The sequence below is a fragment of the Umezawaea sp. genome (assembly GCF_036375055.1).
Taxonomy (GTDB): Bacteria; Actinomycetota; Actinomycetes; order Mycobacteriales; family Pseudonocardiaceae; genus Umezawaea.
The window spans coordinates 1-23346 of record NZ_DASUSQ010000127.1 but is presented as its reverse complement, the minus strand read 5'-3'; the positions used below and the strand labels follow the sequence as shown (position 1 = coordinate 23346).

The following is a 23346-nucleotide window of genomic DNA, read 5'->3' as shown; positions in this document are numbered from 1 at the left end:
CGGCGACTCGCGGTCGATCATGGCCTGACGCTCAACGCCTGATCAGAGACCTGTGAACAGCGCTCGCACCACACGGCTCGAACGTTACGTGTTCTTCCCCACGGTTACGTCCAGTAGAAGTTGAAAAGCTCGGTGCCCCGGAATGGGTGATTGAAGCCCCGGAGTAGGTGAGAATGGTCGGGTGAGCGCACCACGTCAGGTCGAGGATCTCGTCGACGTCGACCGTCCCGCATGGCCCTGGGTGCAGGGATTGATCCAGAAGTCCGAGTTGTCGGTGGAAGTGCTGCCGGTCGGCCCGGAGTCGGCGCGGCGCACGCTGCACCGGCTCCAGGTGACGGCGGGGTCCGCGCTCGGCGCGATCGCCCTGCACACCGGTGGCCTCGTCATCGACAACTGGGTCCGCCTGCTCGGCGGCGGCGGAGCACTGCCCGCCCTCGGCGAGTACGAGGAGGTGGGCAAGATGACGGTCGGCTACGACCTGCTCGGCGGCCGCTTCGCGCTCAACGGCACCGCGCTGGACGGTCCGCCGGGCGGCCTCTGGTACTGGGCCCCGGACACGCTGGAGTGGGAGAGCATCGACTCGACCTACAGCGGGATGCTGGAGTGGTTCCTCGGCGGCGCGCTGACCAAGTTCTACGCCGACTGCTACTGGCCCGACTGGCGTTCCGAGGCGGCGCGCGCGGCACCGTGGGAGGGCATCACGCTCTTCCCGCCGCCGTTCACCAAGGAGGGCACCAAGGCCGACCAGGTGCGCCGCAAGATCGTGGACATGAGCCTGCTGCTCGACCTGTACGTGGACACCGCGCGCCAGCTCGCGGGCAAGGGGCCGGACGACCTCGTCGCTCAGGCGCCCGCCGCGCGGGCCTGAGCGACCACCTGGTTCAGCAGCACCCGGAGCGCCTCGCGGTCGACGGTCGCGGGGTCTTCGGCGAACCACTCGCCGAAGACCTCCACGAACTGGTCGGGCGTCATCGGCACGACCTCCTGGTTCTCGTCCTCGTCCGTGGTGATCTCCCCGGCGCGGCTCGGGTAGAGCAGCAGCGCGCCGCGCACCTCGACGTCCGGCAGCGCTCGCCGGTAGGCCGCCAGGCCCTCGGGCAGCATCGTGCCGCCGCCGCGGAACACGTGGCCGTTGCGCCACAGCGTGCCGTCGTCGTCCGCGCCGTAGTGGCCGGGTAACCAGGACTTCGACTCGACCAGCACGAGCCGCTTCCCGCACAGCACGGCGTGGTCGACGTCGGCGAACACCGACCCCGGCCACGACAGGCCGTGGAAGATCCGCGCGCCGGGCAGCCTGGTCAGGTACTCGCCGAGCACGTCGGCGCTGTACCGCTCGCAGAGCCGCTCGTCCGGTTGGCCGTAGACGATGCCGGTGTCGAACCGCCCGGCGAACGCCCGGTCCTCCCGCGCCGTGCGCAGGTGCTTGCGGACCAGCTTGAACGCCGCCGAGGCCGCGGCCGCCACCAGCGGCAGCCACACCGCGAGCAGCAGCAGCGAGAACCCGAACACCGCCACGGCCAGGAACAGCAGCAGCCAGCCCGTGATCGCCGCCAGCGCGGGCGCGTGGCCGGGGCCGCTCGTCGGCACGTACCGGACGCGCTGCGTCAGGTCGACCAGGTGCCACCAGGGGAGGTCGCCGAGGTCGACCCTCGGCCGCGGCGGCACGAAGGTCGGGTCGTCGCCGAACACCCGCAGCTTCGCGGACCGCCGGTGCCGGGACGCCGCCCTGGTGGCGACGGTGGTCGTCGCGCCCGCGCGGTCGTAGTGGAACCGCCGCACCGGGTCCTGGAGCGTCTCGTAGGCCTCCTGGAGCGTCCGGAAGCCGTCCCCGCTGCCACCCGCGTCGGGGTGGACGACCTTGGCGAGGGCCCGGTAAGCGGACTTGATCTCCCTGGTGGACGCGCTGCGCCCGACGCCAAGCACCTCGTAGTAGTCGACCGCGTGCACGAAACCGCCCATCATCAGTGACCCCGCGGAGCAGACCTTATTGCGTGCGGCCGAACCAGCCGAACAGACCCGTCGTGAGTTGATCACCCGACCGGTCGACGGCCGCCCCGCCGCGCCCCCGTTGCTCCTTTGGGTTTGATCTGGCACCACCTCCACGCGGAGCCACTAAGCTGGACCACGAGTCCGGTAGCGCAGTGGTTGTCGCGCTCCACAGAACGTGGGGAGGACGCCGGTTCGAATCCGGCCCGGCTCACACGGGGACCTGTAGCGCAGTGGTTGTCGCGCCCTCTCACTCAGAGCGGGAGCACGCCGGTTCGAGTCCGGCCTGGTCCGTTGGTCCGCCCTTCCGCCTGCCGTCGGCGCGCGCGGTCGAGGGCGCGTCGAGTCCACCCGGAGTGGAACCCCCTCAGCCCCAGGGCTTCCTGGCCCCGGCCCCCGCCGACCGACCCGTCCGCCGGGGCGGGGTGAAGTTCGGCCAAACACGCGCGAGCCATTGACTCAGTGGTCTAGTCCACTTAACTTTGGTGTGCTCGAACGATCACGCTCCGAACACCTCGACACCGACCGGATGCCCGCCGCCGCCCGGTCGGCCGACCGAACCTCGGTGGCGCGTTCTCCCCGGAGCCCGCGGGAGGCGCGACCAACGGTGAACTGATCACCGTCGTGCAGGACGGCGTCGGCTGATCGGAGGCGCTGGCCACCGGCCCGCCCTGCAGCGGTCGGTGGTCAGCGCGCTCGCCGTGCCCGTCGCGCGGCGAAAAGTTGCGGGCGGGTGGGACCTGCCCCAGGCTTCCGCGTCATGGCGACCTGCGACGTGTGCGGAAACGACTACTGGATGGCCTTCGAGGTGCGCACGGTGAGCGGTGGTGTGCACACGTTCGACAGCTTCGAGTGCGCGGTCCAGCGCCTCGCGCCCCGGTGCGAGCACTGCGACTGCCGCATCCTCGGCCACGGCGTCGAGGTGGAGGGCCGGTTCTTCTGCTGCGCCCACTGCGCCCGCGAGGGTGCGAGCGGCCTCGGCGCGCAGATCCGCGACACCGTCGGCGCCCATCCCGGCTAGGCGCCCCGGCCGCGTTCCGGTGCGCAGCGCAGCACCAGCCTCCCGTGCTCGAACGACGGCCGGAGGTCGCCGCGCGCGTCGACGCTCTTGACGCCGTGCGGCAGGACCTCGTCGATGGCGCTGAACGCGAGCACGTCCGACACCCCGTGCCTGCCGCGCAGCGCGCTCTGGCCGGGGAACCGCAGCGCGCGGCCCTCGACCCGGTCGCGGTGGGCGAGCGCGGCGCGCAGCGCCCCGCGCCGCAGCGCTTCCGGGCCTTCGAGCCGTTGCAGGGAACCGTTGTGCACGGCCACCCCGTAGCCGCGTTCGACCAGCGTGGAGATGGTGTTCTCCGACGGCTGCTCGGCCAGCCGGAACGACATCGCGTGGTGCCCGTCGACCTCGTGCGCGCACACCACCCTGGCGGTGTGCAGCAGGGCGGCGTGCAGGTGGAGCGCGGTCGTGTCGACGTCGTCCGGGGTGCGGTGGTCCGCGTCCAGCCCCAGCCAGGTGCTGCCCTGCACCGGCGCCTCCTCGGCGTTGGTCCTGCGCGTGGAGGCTAGTCCGATCGGGTGATGCGCCGGTAGCCGCCGAATGGCTGGTCGGTGAACAACCCCGCCGGTCAGACCGGCAGCAGGTCGAACCCGCCGAGGAACGGCAGCACGCCCGCGTTCTGGAGCGCGGCGGCCGAGAGCCACACCGACAGCACGGTGATGATCGGTCCGACGACGGCCATCTCGACCTTGCCGCCGGTCTTCATCCGCATGACCTTGGGCGGGGCCACGGCGAACCACGTCTTGCCGCCCAGCGGGATCGGCCACAGGATCGGGCAGCCCTGCTCGGTGATCGCGTCGCCGAGGTAGTGCGCGACGCAGCCGATGCCGACGGCCAGCCCGCACGCCGCCGCGCTCGCGGACGTCTGCGCGGTCCACGACAGGCAGATCCAGGTGATCGCCGCCGACGCGCCGGTGATCAGCAGGGCGTCCTGCTTGGGGCACCAGTCGTTCATGATCCCGCGCACGGCCAGGCCCGCGAAGACGAACATCAGCAGCGGCAGCACCCACTTCTCGCTGGTCTGCACGATCGCGGTGGTGCCGACGGCGGCGAACAGCGCGAACACCAGCGTGTGCGTGAGCCCGCGGTGGCCGCCCTCGCGCTTCGAGTCGCGCTTGGTGCGGGTGGTCCGGTAGACGAACGCGCTGACCGCGCTCACCCCGCCGGAGATGCCCTGGGTGAGCGGTCCGAAGGTGCGCGACACGGTCGAGCCGGGGTGGTCCAGGTCGGGCAGCAGGGCGGCCCCGGTCGCCAGCACGGCGCCGACGGCCCAGCTCCGCGGCTCCAGCTGGCCGATCGGGTGCTCGGCGGCGAACGCCGTGACGGCGGCCCACGCCAGCAGTCCGCTCATGGCGTGCGTTGGTCCCGTGGACAACTGCTTCCCCCCCAAGATCACTCGTTCGGGGAAGCGTAGGTGATCACCGGAACCTACCGGTCAGTTCCGCGCGTTCCGGGGGCTCATGGCAGGCTCGGTGAAGTCGCGGCGTCGTTTACGTCACGGTCGACCGACGGCCATCAGGCTTTAGCAGTACGCTTGTACCGCTTGCGCGGGTCGCGAGTAGGAACTCGAAGGGAGCAGTCCGAGAACATGGGCAAGATCAAGGTGCAGGGCACCGTCGTCGAACTCGACGGCGACGAGATGACCCGGATCATCTGGCAGTTCATCAAGGACAAGCTGATCCACCCGTACCTGGACGTCAACCTCGAGTACTACGACCTGGGCATCGAGCACCGGGACGCGACCGACGACCAGGTCACGATCGACGCCGCCAACGCCATCAAGAAGCACGGCGTCGGCGTCAAGTGCGCGACCATCACGCCCGACGAGGCGCGGGTCGAGGAGTTCGGCCTGAAGAAGATGTGGGTCTCGCCCAACGGCACGATCCGCAACATCCTCGGCGGCGTCGTCTTCCGCGAGCCGATCATCATCTCGAACATTCCCCGCCTGGTGCCGGGCTGGACCAAGCCGATCATCATCGGCCGCCACGCCCACGGCGACCAGTACAAGGCGACCAACTTCAAGGTCCCCGGCGCGGGCAAGCTGACCATCACGTTCCAGCCCGAGGACGGCTCCGAGCCGATCGAGCACGTGGTCGCCGAGTACCCGGCCGACGGCGGCGTCGCGATGGGCATGTACAACTTCAACAAGTCCATCGAGGACTTCGCGCGCGCCTCGTTCTCCTACGGCTTGCAGCGCAACTACCCGGTCTACATGTCGACCAAGAACACCATCCTCAAGGCGTACGACGGCGCCTTCAAGGACATCTTCCAGAAGATCTTCGACGAGGAGTTCAAGGCGGAGTTCGACGCCAAGGGCCTCACCTACGAGCACCGCCTGATCGACGACATGGTCGCCGCCGCGATGAAGTGGGAGGGCGGCTACGTCTGGGCGTGCAAGAACTACGACGGCGACGTCCAGTCCGACACCGTCGCGCAGGGCTTCGGCTCGCTGGGCCTCATGACCTCCGTCCTGATGACCCCGGACGGCAAGACCGTCGAGGCCGAGGCGGCGCACGGCACCGTGACGCGGCACTACCGCCAGCACCAGGCGGGCAAGCCCACCTCCACGAACCCGATCGCGTCGATCTACGCGTGGACCGGTGGCCTGAAGCACCGCGGCAAGCTCGACGGCACCCCCGAGGTCACCAAGTTCGCGGAGACCCTGGAGCAGGTCGTCATCGAGACCGTCGAGAGCGGCAAGATGACCAAGGACCTCGCCGCGCTCGTGGGCAAGGACCAGGAGTGGCAGACGACCGAGGACTTCCTCGCGACGCTGGACGAGAACCTCCAGAAGAAGATGGCCTCCTTCTGATCTGATCTCGTGAGGCGGAGGGCCCGACCGGTTCCGGTCGGGCCCTCCGTCGTGCGGGATCGGTGAAAGCCCGGTGGGCGGGTGGGCCGGACCGCTATGGTCCTGGACAGGTCAGGGGGGCCTGTCCTGCTCCACGTCGTGGGGCCTCGTCCGGGGGGAACACCATCATGTCCGCGTATCTCGCGCGCAGATTCGTCGCGCTCGCAGCAGCTCTCGCGCTCAGCGGAACGCTGAGCGCCACCGCCCACGCCGGAGGACCGGGAACCACGGGTCCGGTCGACCGGTCCGCCCCGGTCGACGCGCCAGGGTCGATCAGCGGCCTCATCTACGGCGACGCCAACGGCGACGGCGCGGCGGACGCGGGCGAGGGGCTCGCGGGCGTCGACGTGAACATCAGCGCGGGCACGGGGGTGGTGCGGGCCCGCACCGGGGCGGACGGCCGGTTCACGGTCGGCGACCTCCCCGCGCGCACCTACGGGGTGTTCGCGCACCAGGCGCCGGACGGCTGGGTCCTGCCGCCCTCCCGGTACGTCGACGTCGACGGCGACGAGTACCTGGAGTACCGGGCGGTCCGCCCGCTCAGCGACCAGCTCACGGCGTCCATCGCCTTCACCGAGGACACCTACGCGGTGGGGCAGACCGCCGAGATGACGCTGGTGCTGGCCAACAGGGGCGGTGCGGCCATCAGCGGCGTCAAGGCGGGCTGCGACCGCAGCGGTGGCGAGGGACCGCACGTCGTCGACATGGCGCTCGGCGACCTGGCCTGGGACGCGGAGGGCGTCACGCTGGCCGCGGGTGCGTCGCGGACGTTCACGCTCACCGGTGTCGTGCCCGCGAAGGCGGCGGGCTTCGCGGCGGTCTCCGCGGTGTGCGACTTCGGCCCCGGCGAGGACCCCGCAGGCTACCCGGCCGTCCGCGCCGAGGCGCGGGTGCCGGGCGCCGGGCCCGGCGACACCTGGGGCCGCCTGTACCACGACGAGGACGGCGACTCGGTCGCCGACGCCGACGAGTTCGTGGCCGGTGTCGAGGTCGCCGCGATCGACCGGATCGCCGACCAGGTCGTCGCCACGACGACCACCGACGCCGACGGCAGGCTGGAGTTCACCAACCTCCCGGCGGGTCCGTACGACCTGGAGCCGCACGGGCCGTGGCGGTTCGAGCACGGCCACGCGGAGTTCACCATCGGCACCTGCGCCACCCACTGCCGCGCCGGTTGGTACACCGGGCTCCTGCCCGCCCCGTAGGGGGCCGGCACCGGGACGCAGGTGAAGGCCCGACCGGGTGGTCGGGCCTTCACCGCTCGGTGACCGCCTCACCCGTTGGGTGGGCCTGCGGGGTGGTTGTCCCGTCGAACCGTCCACACCGGCCTCCCAGTAGCTATACCTGCTGGTGGGAAGCTGATCGGGGAGGCGAGTGATGTTCGGGATTCCGGTGCGGGGCATGATCGTGATCGGCGTGCTGGCCGGTGCGGGGTTGATGTACGCCGCCAGCGGCGGGAAGCCGATGGGAGCGGCCGACGCCTCGACCGTGTGCCGGATGACCGTGACGGCGGACGTGCTCAACGTGCGGTCCGGGCCCGCCGACACGCAGCCCATCCTGTCGACGTTGCAGCGCGACGCGGTGACGCGGGCCGAGCGCAAGGTCGAGAACGGCTACCGGATGCTCGACACCGGGCGCTGGGTGAACGAGGAGTTCGTCGCACCGACCTCCGACAGCGAGTGCTCGGTGACCTGATGGTCTGATGTGTCCATGTTCTCCCGGTGGTTCCGCGGCGGTGACGCCGAGTTGATGACGTGCGCGTGCGACCCGGAGTGGCCCGGACTGGTCACCGAGGCCTACGGGGAGCCGATCGAGGCCGTGCCCGCGGAGCAGTCGAGCGTGCTGGTCGGCATGCTCGGGCTGGTCGCGCACTGCACCGGCTGCCGGGCGCGCTACCCGTACGGCTTCCGCACCGCGGCCCGTGGATAGGCTCCTCGCGTGCTGACCGTGTCGACCGTGAACGTGAACGGCCTGCGTGCCGCCGCCAAGAAGGGCTACCTGGAGTGGCTCGACGCGACCGAGGCCGACGTCGTGTGCCTCCAGGAGGTGCGGGCCGAGCCGGGGCAGCTCGACGACGAGGTGCGCGAGCCGGACGGCTGGCACGTCGTGCACGCCCACTCCGAGGTCAAGGGCCGCAGCGGCGTCTCGCTGCTGAGCCGCGTCGCGCCCGACGCCGTGCGGATCGGCTTCGGCGCGCCGGAGTTCGAGGCGAGCGGCCGGTACGTCGAGGTGGAGCTGCCCGGCGTCGTCGTGGCCAGCCTCTACCTGCCCAGCGGTGACGTCGGCACGCCGAGGCAGGACGAGAAGGAGCGGTTCACCGCCGAGTTCCTCCCGTACCTCGTCGAGCTGCGCGAGAAGTCCGCCGCGAGCGGGCGCGAGGTCGTCGTGTGCGGCGACTGGAACATCGCCCACCGCGAGGCCGACCTGAAGAACTGGAAGACCAACCAGAAGTCCTCCGGCTTCCTGCCGGGGGAACGCGCCTGGATGGACCGCGTCTTCGACTCCGGTTACGTCGACGTGGTGCGCAAGCTCCACCCCGACGTCACCGGGCCGTACACGTGGTGGTCGTACCGCGGGAAGGCGTTCGACGCCGATTCCGGGTGGCGGATCGACTACCAGGTGAGCACGGAGGGGCTGGCCGAGCGGGCCGTGTCGGCGGTCGTGGAGCGGGCGGCGACCTACGCCGAGCGCTGGTCGGACCACGCACCGGTGACCGTGCGGTACGAGGACTGATCCGCGGATCCGACCGCCCCTGGCACGAGCTGCTCAGGAGGTGGCGGAGCTTCTCGCCCGACGGACCACCCGATCCGACCTGACGTCGCGGTAAGACGACCGACTCGGGGACGTTCGGGCGACGTTCACCCGGAGCTGGTGACTCGCGGGCAACTCCCGTGGAACGGTTCTCCCAGGTCGAGAGGGGAGCGCCAATGGGGTCGCTGAGTCGTCGGGACTTCTTCCGGGCCACCGGGGTCGTGGGTGCCGGAGCGCTGTGGGGTCTGGGTGTCGCACCACCCGCGTGGGCCGTCGTGGCGGGTACGACGTTGGAGACCGCGGCCACGCCCGTGGGCGCCTCGGGGTACCGGCGGTTGGCCGCCGGGCCGGGGTGGCCGGTCGTCGTGCGGCCCGACCTGGCTACGGCCAACCCGGCGCGGGCGGAGCGGCGGACCGCGTTGGCGTGCTTCGTGCAGTTCACCGACATGCACCTGGTGGACGCGCAGAGCCCCGCGCGGTTCGAGTACACGCACCCGCTGATCGGCGCGGGCGCGCACCGGGCGCAGGAGCTGTTCGCGCAGCACACCTCGGCGGCACTGGTCGACCGGGTCAACGGGCTGCGCGGTGGGCCGTTCACCGGGCGGCCGATCGACTTCGTGGTGACGACCGGCGACAACACCGACAACCACGAGCAGGTCGAGCTGGACTGGTACCTGACGACGCTGAACGGCGGGACGCTCACGCCGAACACCGGTGACCCGACGCGGTACGAGGGCGTGCAGAACTCGGGCAGCCGGACGTACTGGCAGCCCGACTCGTCGTTCGTGGACGACTACAAGGCGCTGGGCTTCCCGACGGTGCCGGGGTTGTTGGACGCGGCCGTCCGGCCCATCACCAGCCGGGGCCTGAACGTCCCGTGGTACTCGACGTTCGGCAACCACGACGACAGCGTGGTCGGCACGCTCCCGGACGGCCTGCCGGTCGTCGACGGGCTCTACACCGGCAGCACCAAGATCATGGGGTTCGACGACGCCGGGAACGCCGCCGTCGCCCGTGCGATGACCGATCCGGCGCACGTGCTCGACGCCGCGGCGGTGCTCGCCTCGAACCGCGGCCTCGTCCGCACCGTCACGCCCGACGCGCGCCGGAAGCCGTTCAGCACGGCCGAGTTCGTGCGCGCGCACCTCGACCCGCGCAACACCGGACCCGGTCCGGTCGGGCACGGCTTCACGCCGGACAACGCCGACGGCGTCGACGTGTTCTACACGTTCCGGATCGCACCGGGCGTCACGGGCGTCAGCCTCGACACCACGACCCTGGGCGGCTTCTCCGAGGGCTCGATCGGGCTGCACCAGTACCGGTGGCTGGAGAACGTGCTGGAGCGCGGCAGCTCCCGCTACTACGACCCGTTCGGCCGACTGGTGCGGCGGTCGGTGACCGACGAGCGCTTCGTGGTCTTCAGCCACCACACCAGCACGACGATGACGAACCCGCTGCCGGACCGCCGCAGGCCGCTCGACCTCCGGCTGAACGGCGACGCGCTCGTCTCGCTGCTCCAGCGCTTCCCGAACGTGGTGGCGTGGGTCAACGGCCACACGCACACCAACGCCATCACCGCCCACGGCCACGCCACGCCCGAACGGGCGTTCTGGGAGATCAACACGGCCGCGCACGTCGACTACCCGCAGCACGCGCGCGTGATCGAGATCGCCGACAACGGGGACGGCACGCTGTCGCTGTTCACCACGCTGGTCGAGGTCGACGCGCCGTACGAGACGGGCTACGACGACTTCTCCGCGACCGGGCTCGCCTCGCTGGGCCGGGAGTTCGCCTTCAACGACCGCCACGCGAACCCGGCCAAGGTCGGCACCCCGGCCGACCGGAACACGGAGTTGCTGCTGGCCACGCGCTGATGGGCGCGAGTGCGGCATCTCACTCGGCGCACGGGAAGGAATTTCCACCGCCTAGGGTCGTTGACGTGGCAGTGGACATCTCCCTCAACGCACCCGAGCCCGTGCCGAGCGCCAGTGCGATGCGGCGGGCGCTCCGGCGGGCCAACGACGGGGTCGCCCTCGACGTGACCGAGGCCGCCGTGCTGCTGCACGCGCGCGGCGACGACCTCGAAGCGCTGTTCGGCGCCGCCGGGCGGGTGCGGGACGCGCACCTGCGAGCGGAGGGCCGCGAGGGCGTCGTGACCTACAGCAGGTCGGTGTTCATCCCGCTGACCAGGCTGTGCCGCGACCGGTGCCACTACTGCACGTTCGCGACCGCGCCGCACAAGCTGCCCGCCGCGTTCCTGGAGCGCGACGAGGTCCTGGAGATCGCCCGCAAGGGCGCGGCCGCCGGGTGCAAGGAAGCGCTGTTCACCCTCGGTGACCGGCCGGAGGACCGCTGGCCCGCCGCCGGGGAGTGGCTGGAGGCGCGCGGGTACTCGTCGACGCTCGACTACGTGCGGGCGTGCGCCATCGCGGTGCTGGAGGAGACCGGCCTGCTGCCGCACCTCAACCCCGGCGTGCTGAGCTGGGAGGAGTTGCAGCGGCTCAAGCCCGTCGCGTCCAGCATGGGGATGATGCTGGAGACCACGGCCACGCGGCTGTGGAGCGAGAAGGGCGGGCCGCACCACGGCAGCCCGGACAAGGAGCCCGCGGTCCGCCTGCGGGTGCTGACCGACGCGGGCCGGGTGAACGTCCCGTTCACCACCGGCATCCTGATCGGCATCGGCGAGACGATCACGGAGCGTGCCGAGTCGCTGATGGCGATCCGGGGGATCGCCCAGCAGTACGGGCACATCCAGGAAGTGATCATCCAGAACTTCCGCGCCAAGCCGGACACGGCGATGCGCGGCATGCCCGACGCCGACCTGCACGAGCTGGCCGCGACCATCTCGGTGGCCCGGCTGCTCATGCCGTCGACCACGAGCGTGCAGGCGCCGCCGAACCTCGTCGGCGACGAGTTCCCGATGATGCTGCGCGCGGGCGTCGACGACTGGGGAGGCGTCTCGCCGATCACCCCGGACCACGTGAACCCCGAACGCCCCTGGCCGCACATCGACGAGCTGGCCGAGCGGACCGCGGCGGCGGGCTACGACCTCCGCGAGCGCCTCAACGTCTACCCGCGGTACGTGCGGGCGATGGCCGGCCAGTGGATCGACAGCAGGCTCACCGGGCACGTCGCCGCGTTGGCGCAGGCCGACGGGCTCGCAAACGCTTCCGCGGAGGTCGTCGGACGCGAGTGGCAGGAGCCGGACGGCGGCGTCGACACCTACGGCCGCGCCGACCTCAACACGTCGATCGACACCGAGGGCCGCACCGAGGACCGCAGGGGCGACTTCGAGACCGTCTACGGCGACTGGTCCTCGCTCACGGTGCCCAAGGCGATCTCCCGGCTCCCCGAGGACGTCGGCAGGGCTCTGAGCCTCGCCGCGGACGACCCGGCGGGCATCCTGGACGACACCGACGCCGCCATGGCTCTGCTGACGGCCGACGGCGACGCGCTGGAGACCATGACCCGCCTCGCCGACGAGCTGCGCGCGAGCGTGGTCGGCGACGACGTCACCTACGTGGTCAACCGCAACATCAACTTCTCGAACGTCTGCTACGTCGGCTGCCGCTTCTGCGCCTTCGCGCAGCGCGAGCGCGACGCGGACGCGTTCCGGCTGTCCACCGACGAGGTCGTGGACCGCGCGCAGGAGGCGTGGGACGCGGGCGCCACCGAGGTCTGCATGCAGGGCGGCATCGACCCGAAGCTGCCGGTCACGTACTACGCCGACGTCGTGCGGGCGATCAAGGAGCGGCTGCCGGGGATGCACGTCCACGCGTTCAGCCCGATGGAGATCGTCAGCGCCGCCGCCAAGGCGGGCGTGAGCGTCCGCGAGTGGCTCCAGGAGCTGAAGGACGCCGGCCTCGACACGATCCCCGGCACGGCCGCCGAGATCCTCGACGACGACGTCCGCTGGGTCCTCACCAAGGGCAAGCTGCCGACCGCCACGTGGCTGGAGGTCGTCGCCACGGCGCACGAGGTGGGCATCCGCTCGTCGTCCACGATGATGTACGGCCACGTGGACCACCCCGGCCACTGGCTCGGCCACTTCCGCACCCTCGCGGCCCTCCAGGACCGCACGGGCGGCCTCACCGAGTTCGTCGGCCTGCCCTTCGTGCACCGCAACGCCCCCATCTACCTCGCGGGTGTCGCCCGCCCCGGCCCGACCCGCCGCGACAACCGCGCCGTGCACGCGTTCGCCCGCCTCGCGCTGCACGGTCGCGTCGACAACGTGCAGGTCTCGTGGGTGAAGCTCGGCGACGAGGGCACCTCCGAGGTGCTCCGCGGCGGGGCCAACGACCTGGGCGGAACGCTCATGGAGGAGACCATCAGCCGCATGGCGGGCTCGGAGCACGGGTCCGCCCGCACGGCCCACCAGCTGGAGGCCACGGCGGCCCTCGCGGGCCGCCCGGCGCGACAGCGGACTACGACATATGGTCGAATCGACACTGTGAGGAAGACCCCACTCGTGGAGCGCGCACCGGTCGACCGCTAATCTTCGGCCGGTCGCGTTCACCGGAGTGGCCGAAGACAATCGCACAGCTTCGGTGCAGTCGCGACATCCAGGCCACAGAGTTCACCCGAAACGGTGACGGCTGTCTTCTGAGGAGGCTCGGCAGTGCGCGGTCGCAGTGCGGCTTTGAGTCTGGTGGTCGTGTCCAGCACGTCCGTCCTGCTGCCGGGGGTCGCCCTGGCCGCTGACGGCACGGTGGCGCGGACGGCGTTCGACAGCGCCCTCGCGGGCCCCGTCGGTGTCGGCGCGGTCGCGGTGGGCGTCATCGGTCTGGTGACCGGTTTCCTGCGCCGCCGCAAGGGCGTGGTCGTCTCCGAGCAGAACCAGCGCGTGGTCGCGCCGCCCGCTCCGGACGCCCCGACACCAGCACCGGCCACCACCCAGGCCTGAGCACCCGGCACAATCAGTCCCGTGTCGACCGAGAGCGCAGCCCCCACCAGCCGTCCCCGAGTCCTGTCCGGCATCCAGCCGACGGCGGGCTCGTTCCACCTGGGCAACTACCTCGGCGCGATCCGGCAGTGGGTGGCCCTCCAGGACACGCACGACGCGTTCTACTGCGTCGTCGACCTGCACGCCATCACGGTCGAGCAGGACCCCAAGACGCTCAGGCAGAACACCAGGGTCTCGGCGGCGCAGCTGCTCGCCCTGGGCATCGACCCGGACCGCAGCGCGCTGTTCGTGCAGAGCCACGTCCCCGAGCACGCCCAGCTGGGCTGGGTCATGCAGTGCCTCACCGGTTTCGGCGAGGCGGGCCGCATGACCCAGTTCAAGGACAAGTCGGCCAGGCAGACCGCCGACCACGTGGGCGTGGGCCTGTTCACCTACCCGATCCTCCAGGCGGCGGACATCCTGCTGTATCAGGCGCACCACGTGCCCGTCGGCGAGGACCAGCGCCAGCACCTGGAGCTCACCCGCGACCTCGCCCAGCGCTTCAACAAGCGCTACGGCAAGACGTTCCGCGTCCCCGAGGTCTACATCGTCAAGGACACGGCCAAGATCTTCGACCTCCAGGAACCGACGGCGAAGATGAGCAAGTCGGTGCCGGGCGGTGTGGTCGAGCTGCTGGAGGACCCGAAGAGGTCCGCCAAGAAGATCCGCTCGGCGGTCACGGACACCGGTCGCGAGGTCGTGTTCGACGCGGCGGCCAAGCCGGGTGTGAGCAACCTGCTGACGATCTACTCGGCGCTGACCGGCCGGGCCGTGGCCGAGCTGGAAGCCGCGTACGAGGGCAAGGGGTACGGGGACCTGAAGAAGGACCTCGGTGAGGTGTTCGTGGACTTCGCGACGCCGTTCCAGGCTCGGGTGCGGTCGTACCTGGACGACCCGGCCGAGTTGGACAAGGTGCTGGCCCGTGGGGCTGAGCGGGCCAGGGAGGTCGCGTCGGTGACCTTGGCTCGGGCCTATGAGCGGATCGGTTTCCTGGCGCCCGCGTAGTGGTCTTGGTCGGGTGGGTGCGGTCGGTGTGACTCGGGGCCCTGGATTTGCCCCTTCGGCCCGGTCCAAGGCTCGGATGAGGGGTCCCCGAGTCGCATCGGCCGAACACCCGGCCACCCCTGGGCGCACGGACCCCGACCCCAGGACCAACCGGCGGGACGGCCGGACGCACGGCACCAACGTGCAGGTCAAGGTAGCTCTGGGTAACGTCACCCCGTGGCGGAAAGCGAATCCAAGCTAGACAAGCTCCGACGTCAGCACGCGTGGCTGGACCACATCATGCGAGCCGCGCAGAGGTACACCGAGAGTTACGGCTCGCACTACGCCGCCGCGGTGACGTACTTCAGCGTCCTCTCACTGGTCCCGATCCTCATGATCGCCTTCGCGGTCGCCGGTTTCGTCCTCTCCTCGCAACCGGCCCTGCTCGACGAGCTGCGGGTGGGCATACAGGACGCCGTGCCCGGCACCCTGGGGGAGACGCTCAACGACATCGTCGAGCAGGCGATCGAGTCCAAGGGCACCGTGGGCGTGTTCGGCCTGCTGGGCGCGGCCTACTCCGGGCTCGGCTGGATGGGCAACCTCCGGGACGCCCTGACGGCCCAGTGGGGCCACCCGAAGGCCGACCTGCCGTTCCTGAAGACCTACCTGAAGGACTTCCTGGCCCTCATCGGCCTCGGAGCCGCCCTGGTCGTCTCCTTCGGCCTCACCGCCGCGGGCTCCGGGTTCGCGAACCTGCTCCTGCGCCTCGTCGGCCTGGACGGGGTCGGCTGGGCCGAGTTCATGCTGAAGGTGGGCACCATCGTGCTCGCGCTGGCGGCCAACTGGCTCGTCTTCCTCTGGGTGCTGGCGAAGCTCCCCAGGGACCCGGTCACCTGGCGCAGCGCCGTCAAGGGCGCGCTGGCCGCGTCCATCGGGTTCGAGGTCCTCAAGCAGGTGGCCACGATCTACCTGTCGAGCGTCACGAGTTCCCCGGCCGGTGCCGCGTTCGGACCGGTCATCGGCATCCTGGTCTTCGCGAACCTGGTCGCGCAGTTCCTGCTGTTCATCACCGCGTGGACGGCCACGGCGAAGGACAACCTCCCGGACGAGCCCGTCGCGGCGCCGCCGCCCGCCGTCATCCGGCCGACGATCATGGTCACCAGCCGTCCCAGCACCCGCACCGCCGCGAGCCTCGTCGGTGCGGGTCTGCTGGCCGGGTTGACCCTCAGGTCCAGAAGACCGCGACGCCCACGTTGAGCACGACCAGGCCCGCGAGGGCCCGCGGCAGCCAGGCCGGTGCCGCGGGCTTGCGCGCGAAGACGAGGGCGAGCACGCCGATCGCCACGAGCACCAGCAGCTTCACGCCGATCTTGACGTGGTCGTAGTCCTGGTCCGTCACCGGAGCCAGGCCGACGAGCGCCAGACCGGTCAGCAGTTGCAGCCCGGCGCCGTGCAGCCAGCCCTTGTTGAGCGGCGCACCCGCTCCCGCGCGCATCTGGAGGAAGAACATCGCGACGAGCATCCCCATGCCGAGCAGGTGCAGGAACACCAGCAGCAGCCGCACGAATTCCACGGGACGAGCCTCCAAGTCGTGGTGGGTCAGGAACGCGGGGCGCGCAGGGCCAGCAGGCCCCGCACCCCGAGCACCCCGATCACGGTCCCGAACGTCAACGACGCCACGACCAGCACGAGGTGCACGGTGAAGAACGCGGTCGCGCCGTCGGCCCAGGAGCGCGGGTCCTTCCAGATGTTGCGCAGGAAGGTAGGCCAGATCACCCACGACCACACCCCGAAGGCGACCAGGAACGCGGACATCCACCGGGAGAGCTTCACCCGACGAGTATCGGACGTGGTGGGTGCACGTCACTCGACGGGGGTGGATAGCCTGGTCGGGTGCCTTCCACCGTTCGACGGCCCGCCCTCGCCCTTCTCCTGTCCGCTTGCACGCTGATCGCCGGCGCCGCACTGGGCGCGCCGGTCGGCACCGCGCAGCCCGCGCCCGTGCGGGTGGCCCAGCCCGCGAACTGCGAGAACCGCTTGAGTCCTCCGCCGCCGGTGGACACGTCGGAGCAGGTGCCGGACGGCACGAAGCCGCCGAGCCCGCTCCCGGTCCCGGAGACGCCCGTGGGCGGCGAGCGCATGGCGGAGTGCGGCCTGGTGCAGTCGCCGAACGCGAAGCCCGCGCCGGACCAGGTGACGGCGGCGGGCTGGGTGCTGGCGGACATGGACAGCGGCGTGGTGCTCGCCGCGAAGGACCCGCACGGCAGGCAGCGGCCCGCCTCGGTGATGAAGGTGCTGCTGGCCATGGTGGTGGCCAAGGAACTGCCGCTGGACACGACGGTCGTGGCGACGCAGGAGGACGTGGACCAGGAGTGCACGTGCGTGGGGCTGCGCGACGGCGGTGAGTACACCGTCGAGCAGCTCATGCAGGCGCTGCTGATGATGTCGGGCAACGACGTGGCGCACACGCTCGCGCGACGGCTGGGCGGCGTGCCCAGCGCGGTCCGCAAGATGACCGCCCTCGCCGCCGAGCTGGGTGCCCTGGACACGCGGGCGATCACCCCGTCCGGCCTGGACGCCCCCGGCACGAGCACGTCGGCCTACGACGTGGCGGTGATCTTCCGCGCGGCCATGAAGTACCCCGAGTTCGCCAAGGCGATCAGCACCCCGCAGATCAGCTTCCCCGCCCGCAGCGGCCGGGGCACGATCCAGGTCGTCAACGACAACCTCCTGCTGGGCAACTACGAGGGCGCGCTGGGCGGCCGGGCCGGGTTCACCGACGACGCCCTGAACACCTACGTGGGCGCGGCCGAACGCGGTGGCAAGCGGCTCGTCGTCGCGCTGCTGCGCGGCACGCAGGAACCGGTGCCGATCGTCGACCAGGCTGCGGCGCTGCTCGACCACGGCTTCGAGCTCCAGGGTTCGGAGGGTGTCGGCAAGCTGGTCGACGGCGCGCCCCAGCCGAAGAAGAAGACCACCGAGCCCAAGCCGACCGAGACCAGTGCCGCCCCCGGCGCCCCGAAGGGCAACAGCAGCGCTGGGAACAGGCTGACGGCGGGCAAGACCCCGATGGAGGCCGCGTTCGGCAACGTCGGCCTGCCCATCACCGGCGTCGCGGCGCTGGGTGTCGTGCTGGGCCTGCTGATGTACCTCAGGACCCGGCGCGCGAAGGCCGCCCGCGCCCGCCGCGCCGCCGAGCAGGAGGCGAAGCTGGCGCAACTCGGCTTGTGAGAGGCGTTCCGGAGGGAGGAGAAGCCCTCACCCCGATCGGGGTGGGGGCTTCTCCTCCCTCCGGTCAGGTCGGTGCGGTGCTCAGGTCGCGTAGACCTCCAGTTCGTTCACCCGCGCGAACCCCGGTTGGTGGGTGGGCCCGCTGTGCGCCAGCACCCGGACCAGCCGGGTGGAGCGGTCGGCGAACGTCACCGTGGCGCTGGGGCTGGTGTTGCCCCGGACCGAGGCCACCGTCAGGTACGTGACCCCGTTCCACACCTGGACGTCGAAGTCCCGGATCGGGTAGCTCGCGGTCGTGTGGACGACGGCTCGCCGCACGGTCTTGGTGACCCCGAAGTCGACCTGCACCCACTCGGGGTTGCTGGGCGGGTAGGTGCCCGCGGCGTTGGACCAGCTGTGCGGCGCGCCGAGGGTGGTGTCGCGCTTGCAGTCGTTCACCCTGGACGCCGAGTACCCGGTGTACGTGCTGGAAGCGGAGGCCGTGGACCCGCAGGCGAGGTTGTCGTTGCCCGTCCCGCCCTCGCCACCCTGGCCGCACACGTTCATCTCGACGGAGCCGGTGCTGTACGGCGTGCTGGTGGGTTCCTCGAACACGACCACGGTGTTGCCCGCGTTGTCGTCCCGCGCCGCCCACTTGACGTTGACGCCGAGCTCCACCCCGTAGATCGGGATCTTCACCCCGACGGTGATCTCCGGTCCGCCGTCCTCCTCGTACCACTGGTAGGCCAGCACGTCGCCCCACAGCGCCCGGTCCCACGTCGTCACGAACAGGTCCGAGTTCTGCCAGGACTCGATGTTCTTCTTCTTGACGCTGGGGAACACGATCGTGCGCATGGTCGCCCCGGCCGAGGTGATCACCAGCGCGCGCATCTCGCGCTTGCCCTCGAAGAGGCCGCCGAACGACCTCTTGTCCTTCAGCCGCCACCGCTGGAGGTACTCCTGGCCCTTGTTGTTGCGCAGGCCGGTCGGGTTGCACGTCACCGCCGCCCCGAACACCTCGTCGGCCGGTTCGGCGTGCAGCACGGGCACGCCGCTGGCGCCGCCGCTGCCGGGGTCGGGCTCGTCGGCCGACAGCACCCACACCTCCTGCGCGGCCGCGACCGCCTCGGTGACCGGTGCCGTCGTGTTCACCACCTGCCCGGAGGCGTTGAGCACGTAGCCCGCCGCGCTCTCCGCGCTCTCGTCGGCGGGCGCCACGGCGACCACGACCGTGCTGCTGGTCGGCAGGCCCTCGTCCAGGTTGGGGATGTAGACCTGCGGGAAGTAGGTGTAGCCGTTGATGATCCCCAACGACGGGAGCGCGTTCTTGAACGCGATCCACTTCGGGTCGGAGGTGTTGACGATCCCGGACTCCTCCGCCTCCTGCCAGACGGTCAGCAGCAGGGCGTCGGTGTCGCCGTCGGTCTGCCTGGCGGCGATGGTGCGCACCAGCGACCGGACCTGGCTGTCGGCCGCGATCCCGAGCACCGGTGCGACGAGCGCCTGCATCCGCTGCGAGATCAGGACGTCGTCGCCGGTGGGGCCGACGGCGGTGGCCGCCGGGGTGGACGCGGTGGTGGAGTCCTTCTCCGGTGCGGCGGCGGCCGCCTGGCCGGTGGCGGTGGAGCAGAGGAGCAGCGCGCCGAGCAGCGCGGCGACCCCTCTTCGGCCGGACGTGCGGGATGACTGGTTCATCGGTTCCCTTCACAGGAGGAGCAAGCGCTTTCCGCGCAGGGGCGGCAAGCGCCGGCGGAACGCGGGATCGCGCTCCGGGCAAGGGGTTCCGCTGTCGCGGAGAGGTGCGCGGTCAGTACGCTTCAGGCGTGGTCGCGCGGCGGGACGTGGAGCGCAGGACGTTGGGCGAGCTGGACGAGGTGCTCCGCTCCGGGCCACCCGCCGAGGACCTGTTCCGGGAGAGCGGGCGCGTGCTCACCGCGGCACTCGGGTTCGACGCGGTGTGCTGGCACCTCAACGACCCGGTCACCGGGCTGGTGAGCACGGTGCAGTCCGACGAGCTGGACCTGCGCGGGTTCGCGCTGGCCATCGAGTTGGCGACCACGTTCGACGACGTGACGACGTTCGACAAGATCCGCGGGTCCGGCGAGCTCGCGGACACGATCAGCCGGGCCACCGGCGGCAGGCCGCAGGTCAGCGCCCGGTACCGGGAACAGCTGCGGCCACTGGGCTACGGCGACGAGCTGCGGGCCAACTTCGACGCGCAGGGCGGGTTGTGGGGCTGCGCGGCGTTCATGCGGGACGAGGGGCGCGGTCACTTCCGGCCGGACGAGCTGCGGCTGGCCCGCGTCGTCGCCCGGCGCATCGGGGTGGCGCTGCGCGACCTGCACGTGCCGGACGAACGGCTCGACCCGCGGCTCGTCGCACTGCCCGCGGTGGCGGTGCTGGGACCGGACAACGCGCTGGTGGCCGCGGACGAGGGGGCCGAGGCGGTGATCGCCGACCTGACCGCTGGCGCGACGGTGCGCGGTGCGCCCGCGCCGTTCCTCGTGGTCGCGCACCGCGCCCGCCGGGGGCTGCCCGCCAGGACCAGGGTGCGCACCCGCGAGGGGACCTGGCTGGTGGCGCAGGCCTCGTTGCTGGAGCGGCGCGCGGACGGTCCGGTCGCGGTGGTCGTCACCGAGGCCACGCCCGCCGAACTGGTCCCGGTGGCGCTGGTGTCCTACGGGCTGACCACCAGGGAGCAGGAGGTGGCGCTGCACGCGGTGCGCGGGCGCACCACCGCCCAGATCGCCCGGCTGCTGGGCATGGCGCAGGTGACCGTGCAGGACCACCTGAAGTCCATCTTCGCCAAGACCGGCACGCGCAGCCGCCGCGAACTCGTCGCCCACCTGATCGTGGCGAACTTCGCCGAGAACCGATAACCGCATGTCCTGCCCCCGAGAAGAGCCGTTATGTGAGTTCGACTCAACTTAACGAGGGGCTCGCGAGGGTCGATATCCCAACTTTCTGGGGGGTGTCCGGTACGCCCCCGGCGACACGGCGAAGCCCCCACCCGGAGTCCGGACGGGGGCTTCGCCGCAGCAGGGGATCAGACGCGCTTGAACAGCAGCGCGCGCTTCACCTCTTGGATCGCCTTCGTCACCTGGATGCCGCGCGGGCACGCGTCGGTGCAGTTGAAGGTCGTGCGGCAGCGCCACACGCCCTCCTTGTCGCTGAGGATGTCCAGCCGCTCCTCGGCGCCCTCGTCACGGCTGTCGAAGATGAACCGGTGCGCGTTCACGATCGCGGCGGGCCCGAAGTACGAGCCGTCCGACCAGTAGACCGGGCACGACGTGGTGCAGCAGGCGCACAGGATGCACTTGGTGGTGTCGTCGAACCGCTCGCGGTCCGCCGCCGACTGCAACCGCTCCCGCGTGGGCTCGGGGGAGTAGTTGATCAGGTACGGCTGCACGGCGCGGAACGCCTCGAAGAACGGCTCCATGTCGACCAGCAGGTCCTTGTGGACCGGCAGACCCTTGATGGGCTCGACGGTGATCGTGGTCGGCTTGCCGCCCGCGGACAGCAGGTCCTTCAGCAGCACCTTGCACGCCAGGCGGTTCACGCCGTTGATCCGCATCGCGTCCGAGCCGCAGATGCCGTGCGCGCACGACCGGCGGAACGTCAGCGTGCCGTCCAGGTACCACTTCACGTAGTGCAGCAGGTTCAGCACGCGGTCCGACGGGAGGGCCGGGATCTCGAAGGAGTCCCAGCGCGGCTCGTCGTCGAACTCCGTGTTGAAGCGCCGGATCTTCAGCGTGACGGTGATCGCGCCCTCGGGCACCGGCGGCTCGGACCCCTTGGAACCCGAAGCGGACGTCTGTTCAGCAGTAGAGGCGGTCATCAGTACTTGCGCTCCATCGGCTGGTACCGGGTAAAGGTCACGGGCTTGTAGTCAAGCCTGATGTCGGCGCTGAGCGCCTCGCCCTGCTTGTAGTACATGCTGTGGCGCATGAAGTTCGTGTCGTCGCGGGTGGGGTAGTCCTCGCGGGCGTGACCGCCCCGCGACTCCTTGCGCGCCAGCGCGCCCACGACCAGCACCTCGGCCAGCTCCAGCAGGAAGCCCAGCTCGACCGCTTCGAGCAGGTCCGTGTTGAAGCGCTTGCCCTTGTCCTGCACGGTGATCCGCGCGTAGCGCTCCTTGAGCGCCTGCACGTCGTGCAGGGCCTGCTTCAACGTGTCCTCGGTGCGGTACACCGACGCGTTGGCGTCCATCGTGGCCTGGAGCGCGATGCGGATGTCCGCGACGCGCTCGTGGCCGTGCTCGGACAGCACCAGCGCGACCTGCGCCTCGACGGCGGCGGCCGGGTTCTCCGGCAGGTCGAGCTGCTCGTGCGCCAGCGCGTACTCGGCGGCGGCTATGCCCGCGCGGCGGCCGAACACGTTGATGTCCAGCAGCGAGTTCGTGCCGAGGCGGTTGGCGCCGTGCACCGAGACGCACGCGCACTCGCCCGCCGCGTACAGGCCGGGGACGACGTGGTCGTTGTCCCGCAGCACCTCGCCGTGGACGTTGGTCGGGATGCCGCCCATGGCGTAGTGCGCCGTCGGGTACACCGGGACCGGCTCGGTCACCGGGTCGACCGCGAGGTAGGTGCGGGCGAACTCGGTGATGTCCGGGAGCTTCGTCTCCAGCACCTCGGCGCCGAGGTGGGTGCAGTCCAGCAGCACGTAGTCCTTGTTCGGACCCGCGCCGCGGCCCTCCAGCACCTCCAGCGCCATCGAGCGGGCGACGATGTCGCGCGGCGCGAGGTCCTTGATGGTCGGCGCGTACCGCTCCATGAACCGCTCGCCGTCGGCGTTGCGCAGGATCGCGCCCTCGCCGCGGGCGCCCTCGGTGAGGAGGATGCCCAGGCCCGCGAGGCCGGTCGGGTGGAACTGGTAGAACTCCATGTCCTCCAGCGGCAGGCCCTTGCGGAACACGATGCCCATGCCGTCGCCGGTCAGGGTGTGCGCGTTCGACGTGGTCTTGAAGACCTTGCCGAAGCCGCCGGTCGCGAAGACCACGGACTTGGCCTGGAACACGTGGATCTCGCCGGTCGCGAGCTCGTAGGCGACCGCGCCGGTGCACACCGGGCCGTCGGCCGTCTCGGTCATGCAGATGTCGAGCACGTAGAACTCGTTGAAGAACTCGATACCGTGCTTGACGCAGTTCTGGTAGAGCGTCTGGAGGATCATGTGGCCGGTGCGGTCGGCCGCGTAGCAGGCCCGGCGGACGGCGGCCTCGCCGTGGTTGCGGGTGTGCCCGCCGAACCGGCGCTGGTCGATGCGGCCCTCAGGCGTCCGGTTGAACGGCAGGCCCATCTTCTCCAGGTCGAGGACGGCGTCGATGGCCTCCTTCGCCATGATCTCGGCGGCGTCCTGGTCGACCAGGTAGTCGCCGCCCTTGATCGTGTCGAAGGTGTGCCACTCCCAGTTGTCGTCCTCCACGTTGGCCAGCGCGGCGCACATGCCACCCTGGGCCGCGCCGGTGTGCGACCGGGTCGGGTAGAGCTTGGTGAGCACCGCGGTGCGGCTGCGCTTGCTGGCCTCCAGGGCCGCCCGCATGCCGGCGCCGCCGGCCCCGACGATGACCGT

General features: G+C 71.0%; 22 protein-coding genes and 2 tRNA genes. 16 read left to right on the top strand and 8 right to left on the bottom strand.

The window, feature by feature from the left end; translation table 11 throughout:
- The first annotated feature begins 181 nt into the window (after positions 1–181).
- Positions 182–868 carry a DUF2625 family protein gene (locus VFZ92_RS31950; RefSeq protein ID WP_330879801.1) on the top strand — a complete coding sequence of 229 codons (687 nt, stop codon included), beginning with the start codon at positions 182–184 and terminating at the stop codon, positions 866–868.
- Here VFZ92_RS31950 and VFZ92_RS31945 read toward each other — a convergent pair.
- Positions 844–1959, bottom strand: a complete 1116-nt coding sequence (locus VFZ92_RS31945) for a DnaJ domain-containing protein (protein ID WP_330879800.1) — start codon at positions 1957–1959, stop codon at positions 844–846. The genes VFZ92_RS31950 and VFZ92_RS31945 overlap by 25 nt on opposite strands.
- Before the next feature lie 167 nt (positions 1960–2126).
- Here VFZ92_RS31945 and VFZ92_RS31940 point away from each other — a divergent pair.
- The 3 genes from VFZ92_RS31940 to VFZ92_RS31930 all read left to right on the top strand — a co-directional run bounded on the left by VFZ92_RS31940 (position 2127) and on the right by VFZ92_RS31930 (position 3007).
- A tRNA-Ser gene (locus VFZ92_RS31940) sits at positions 2127–2200 on the top strand.
- A gap of 5 nt (positions 2201–2205) precedes the next feature.
- A tRNA-OTHER gene (locus VFZ92_RS31935) sits at positions 2206–2280 on the top strand.
- Positions 2281–2746: 466 nt separating this feature from the next.
- Positions 2747–3007: a Prokaryotic metallothionein gene (locus VFZ92_RS31930; RefSeq protein WP_330879799.1), complete on the top strand. Its 261-nt coding sequence runs from the start codon at positions 2747–2749 to the stop codon at positions 3005–3007.
- Here the strand turns inward: VFZ92_RS31930 and VFZ92_RS31925 are convergent.
- Both VFZ92_RS31925 and VFZ92_RS31920 read right to left on the bottom strand, forming a co-directional pair.
- A complete protein-coding gene (locus tag VFZ92_RS31925) occupies positions 3004–3510 on the bottom strand; it encodes a hypothetical protein (RefSeq protein ID WP_330879798.1) in 507 nt (168 codons plus the stop codon). The two genes, VFZ92_RS31930 and VFZ92_RS31925, sit on opposite strands and share 4 nt — an antisense overlap.
- A 98-nt stretch (positions 3511–3608) precedes the next feature.
- Positions 3609–4436 (bottom strand): metal-dependent hydrolase, encoded by an 828-nt coding sequence (locus VFZ92_RS31920; RefSeq protein ID WP_330879797.1) that lies wholly within the window; start codon positions 4434–4436, stop codon positions 3609–3611.
- 192 nt (positions 4437–4628) lie between these two features.
- Here VFZ92_RS31920 and VFZ92_RS31915 point away from each other — a divergent pair, with 192 nt between their 5' ends.
- The 10 genes from VFZ92_RS31915 (at position 4629) to yhjD (ending at position 15825) form a co-directional block, all read left to right on the top strand.
- The gene (locus VFZ92_RS31915) at positions 4629–5852 is read left to right on the top strand and encodes an NADP-dependent isocitrate dehydrogenase (protein WP_259629317.1); all 1224 of its coding nucleotides are present in this window, start codon (positions 4629–4631) and stop codon (positions 5850–5852) included.
- 167 nt (positions 5853–6019) lie between these two features.
- Positions 6020–7096 (top strand): SdrD B-like domain-containing protein, encoded by a 1077-nt coding sequence (locus tag VFZ92_RS31910; RefSeq protein ID WP_330879796.1) that lies wholly within the window; start codon positions 6020–6022, stop codon positions 7094–7096.
- Positions 7097–7268: 172 nt separating this feature from the next.
- A complete protein-coding gene (locus VFZ92_RS31905; RefSeq protein WP_330879795.1) occupies positions 7269–7586 on the top strand; it encodes an SH3 domain-containing protein in 318 nt (105 codons plus the stop codon).
- 15 nt (positions 7587–7601) lie between these two features.
- Positions 7602–7820 carry a hypothetical protein gene (locus VFZ92_RS31900; RefSeq protein WP_330879794.1) on the top strand — a complete coding sequence of 73 codons (219 nt, stop codon included), beginning with the start codon at positions 7602–7604 and terminating at the stop codon, positions 7818–7820.
- A gap of 9 nt (positions 7821–7829) precedes the next feature.
- A complete protein-coding gene (locus VFZ92_RS31895) occupies positions 7830–8624 on the top strand; it encodes an exodeoxyribonuclease III (RefSeq protein WP_330879793.1) in 795 nt (264 codons plus the stop codon).
- A gap of 194 nt (positions 8625–8818) precedes the next feature.
- The gene (locus tag VFZ92_RS31890; RefSeq protein WP_330879792.1) at positions 8819–10516 is read left to right on the top strand and encodes a TIGR03767 family metallophosphoesterase; all 1698 of its coding nucleotides are present in this window, start codon (positions 8819–8821) and stop codon (positions 10514–10516) included.
- Between the two features lie 65 nt (positions 10517–10581).
- Complete coding sequence (locus VFZ92_RS31885) at positions 10582–13137, top strand: bifunctional FO biosynthesis protein CofGH (protein ID WP_330879791.1); 2556 nt, start codon at positions 10582–10584, stop codon at positions 13135–13137.
- A 159-nt stretch (positions 13138–13296) separates the two neighbouring features.
- Positions 13297–13545 carry a hypothetical protein gene (locus tag VFZ92_RS31880; RefSeq protein WP_330879790.1) on the top strand — a complete coding sequence of 83 codons (249 nt, stop codon included), beginning with the start codon at positions 13297–13299 and terminating at the stop codon, positions 13543–13545.
- A 21-nt stretch (positions 13546–13566) separates the two neighbouring features.
- The gene (gene trpS, locus VFZ92_RS31875; protein WP_330879789.1) at positions 13567–14589 is read left to right on the top strand and encodes a tryptophan--tRNA ligase; all 1023 of its coding nucleotides are present in this window, start codon (positions 13567–13569) and stop codon (positions 14587–14589) included.
- A 216-nt stretch (positions 14590–14805) separates the two neighbouring features.
- Positions 14806–15825 carry an inner membrane protein YhjD gene (gene yhjD, locus VFZ92_RS31870; protein ID WP_330879788.1) on the top strand — a complete coding sequence of 340 codons (1020 nt, stop codon included), beginning with the start codon at positions 14806–14808 and terminating at the stop codon, positions 15823–15825.
- Here yhjD and VFZ92_RS31865 read toward each other — a convergent pair.
- Entirely contained in the window at positions 15794–16141 is a 348-nt protein-coding gene (locus VFZ92_RS31865; protein WP_330879787.1) for a hypothetical protein, read from the bottom strand. The genes yhjD and VFZ92_RS31865 overlap by 32 nt on opposite strands.
- Before the next feature lie 26 nt (positions 16142–16167).
- Complete coding sequence (locus tag VFZ92_RS31860) at positions 16168–16401, bottom strand: SCO4848 family membrane protein (RefSeq protein WP_330879786.1); 234 nt, start codon at positions 16399–16401, stop codon at positions 16168–16170.
- 60 nt (positions 16402–16461) lie between these two features.
- Between VFZ92_RS31860 and VFZ92_RS31855 the strand changes: the two genes are divergently transcribed.
- Positions 16462–17799 carry a D-alanyl-D-alanine carboxypeptidase family protein gene (locus VFZ92_RS31855; protein WP_330879785.1) on the top strand — a complete coding sequence of 446 codons (1338 nt, stop codon included), beginning with the start codon at positions 16462–16464 and terminating at the stop codon, positions 17797–17799.
- An 81-nt stretch (positions 17800–17880) separates the two neighbouring features.
- On the opposite strand, the gene VFZ92_RS31850 is transcribed toward VFZ92_RS31855, so the two are convergent.
- Positions 17881–19473 (bottom strand): discoidin domain-containing protein, encoded by a 1593-nt coding sequence (locus tag VFZ92_RS31850; protein WP_330879784.1) that lies wholly within the window; start codon positions 19471–19473, stop codon positions 17881–17883.
- Positions 19474–19601: 128 nt separating this feature from the next.
- Between VFZ92_RS31850 and VFZ92_RS31845 the strand changes: the two genes are divergently transcribed.
- Positions 19602–20657, top strand: coding sequence for a helix-turn-helix transcriptional regulator (locus tag VFZ92_RS31845; protein WP_330879783.1), 1056 nt, complete (start codon positions 19602–19604; stop codon positions 20655–20657).
- A gap of 167 nt (positions 20658–20824) precedes the next feature.
- On the opposite strand, the gene VFZ92_RS31840 is transcribed toward VFZ92_RS31845, so the two are convergent.
- Both VFZ92_RS31840 and sdhA read right to left on the bottom strand, forming a co-directional pair.
- Positions 20825–21616 (bottom strand): succinate dehydrogenase iron-sulfur subunit, encoded by a 792-nt coding sequence (locus tag VFZ92_RS31840; protein WP_330879782.1) that lies wholly within the window; start codon positions 21614–21616, stop codon positions 20825–20827.
- Positions 21616–23346, bottom strand: a 1731-nt coding sequence (gene sdhA, locus VFZ92_RS31835; protein ID WP_330879781.1) for a succinate dehydrogenase flavoprotein subunit, incomplete at its 5' end; no start/stop codon positions are given. The genes sdhA and VFZ92_RS31840, both read right to left, overlap by 1 nt.

What these genes read in the sequence shown, in the direction of transcription:
- VFZ92_RS31930 (WP_330879799.1), top strand. Translation starts at nt 2,747, where the DNA reads ATGGCGACCTGCGACGTGTGCGGAAACGACTACTGGATGGCCTTCGAG.
- VFZ92_RS31890 (WP_330879792.1), top strand. Translation starts at nt 8,819, where the DNA reads ATGGGGTCGCTGAGTCGTCGGGACTTCTTCCGGGCCACCGGGGTCGTG.
- VFZ92_RS31840 (WP_330879782.1), bottom strand. Translation starts at nt 21,616, where the DNA reads ATGACCGCCTCTACTGCTGAACAGACGTCCGCTTCGGGTTCCAAGGGG.
- VFZ92_RS31910 (WP_330879796.1), top strand. Translation starts at nt 6,020, where the DNA reads ATGTCCGCGTATCTCGCGCGCAGATTCGTCGCGCTCGCAGCAGCTCTC.
- VFZ92_RS31915 (WP_259629317.1), top strand. Translation starts at nt 4,629, where the DNA reads ATGGGCAAGATCAAGGTGCAGGGCACCGTCGTCGAACTCGACGGCGAC.
- VFZ92_RS31905 (WP_330879795.1), top strand. Translation starts at nt 7,269, where the DNA reads ATGTTCGGGATTCCGGTGCGGGGCATGATCGTGATCGGCGTGCTGGCC.
- VFZ92_RS31945 (WP_330879800.1), bottom strand. Translation starts at nt 1,959, where the DNA reads ATGGGCGGTTTCGTGCACGCGGTCGACTACTACGAGGTGCTTGGCGTC.
- VFZ92_RS31850 (WP_330879784.1), bottom strand. Translation starts at nt 19,473, where the DNA reads ATGAACCAGTCATCCCGCACGTCCGGCCGAAGAGGGGTCGCCGCGCTG.
- VFZ92_RS31900 (WP_330879794.1), top strand. Translation starts at nt 7,602, where the DNA reads ATGTTCTCCCGGTGGTTCCGCGGCGGTGACGCCGAGTTGATGACGTGC.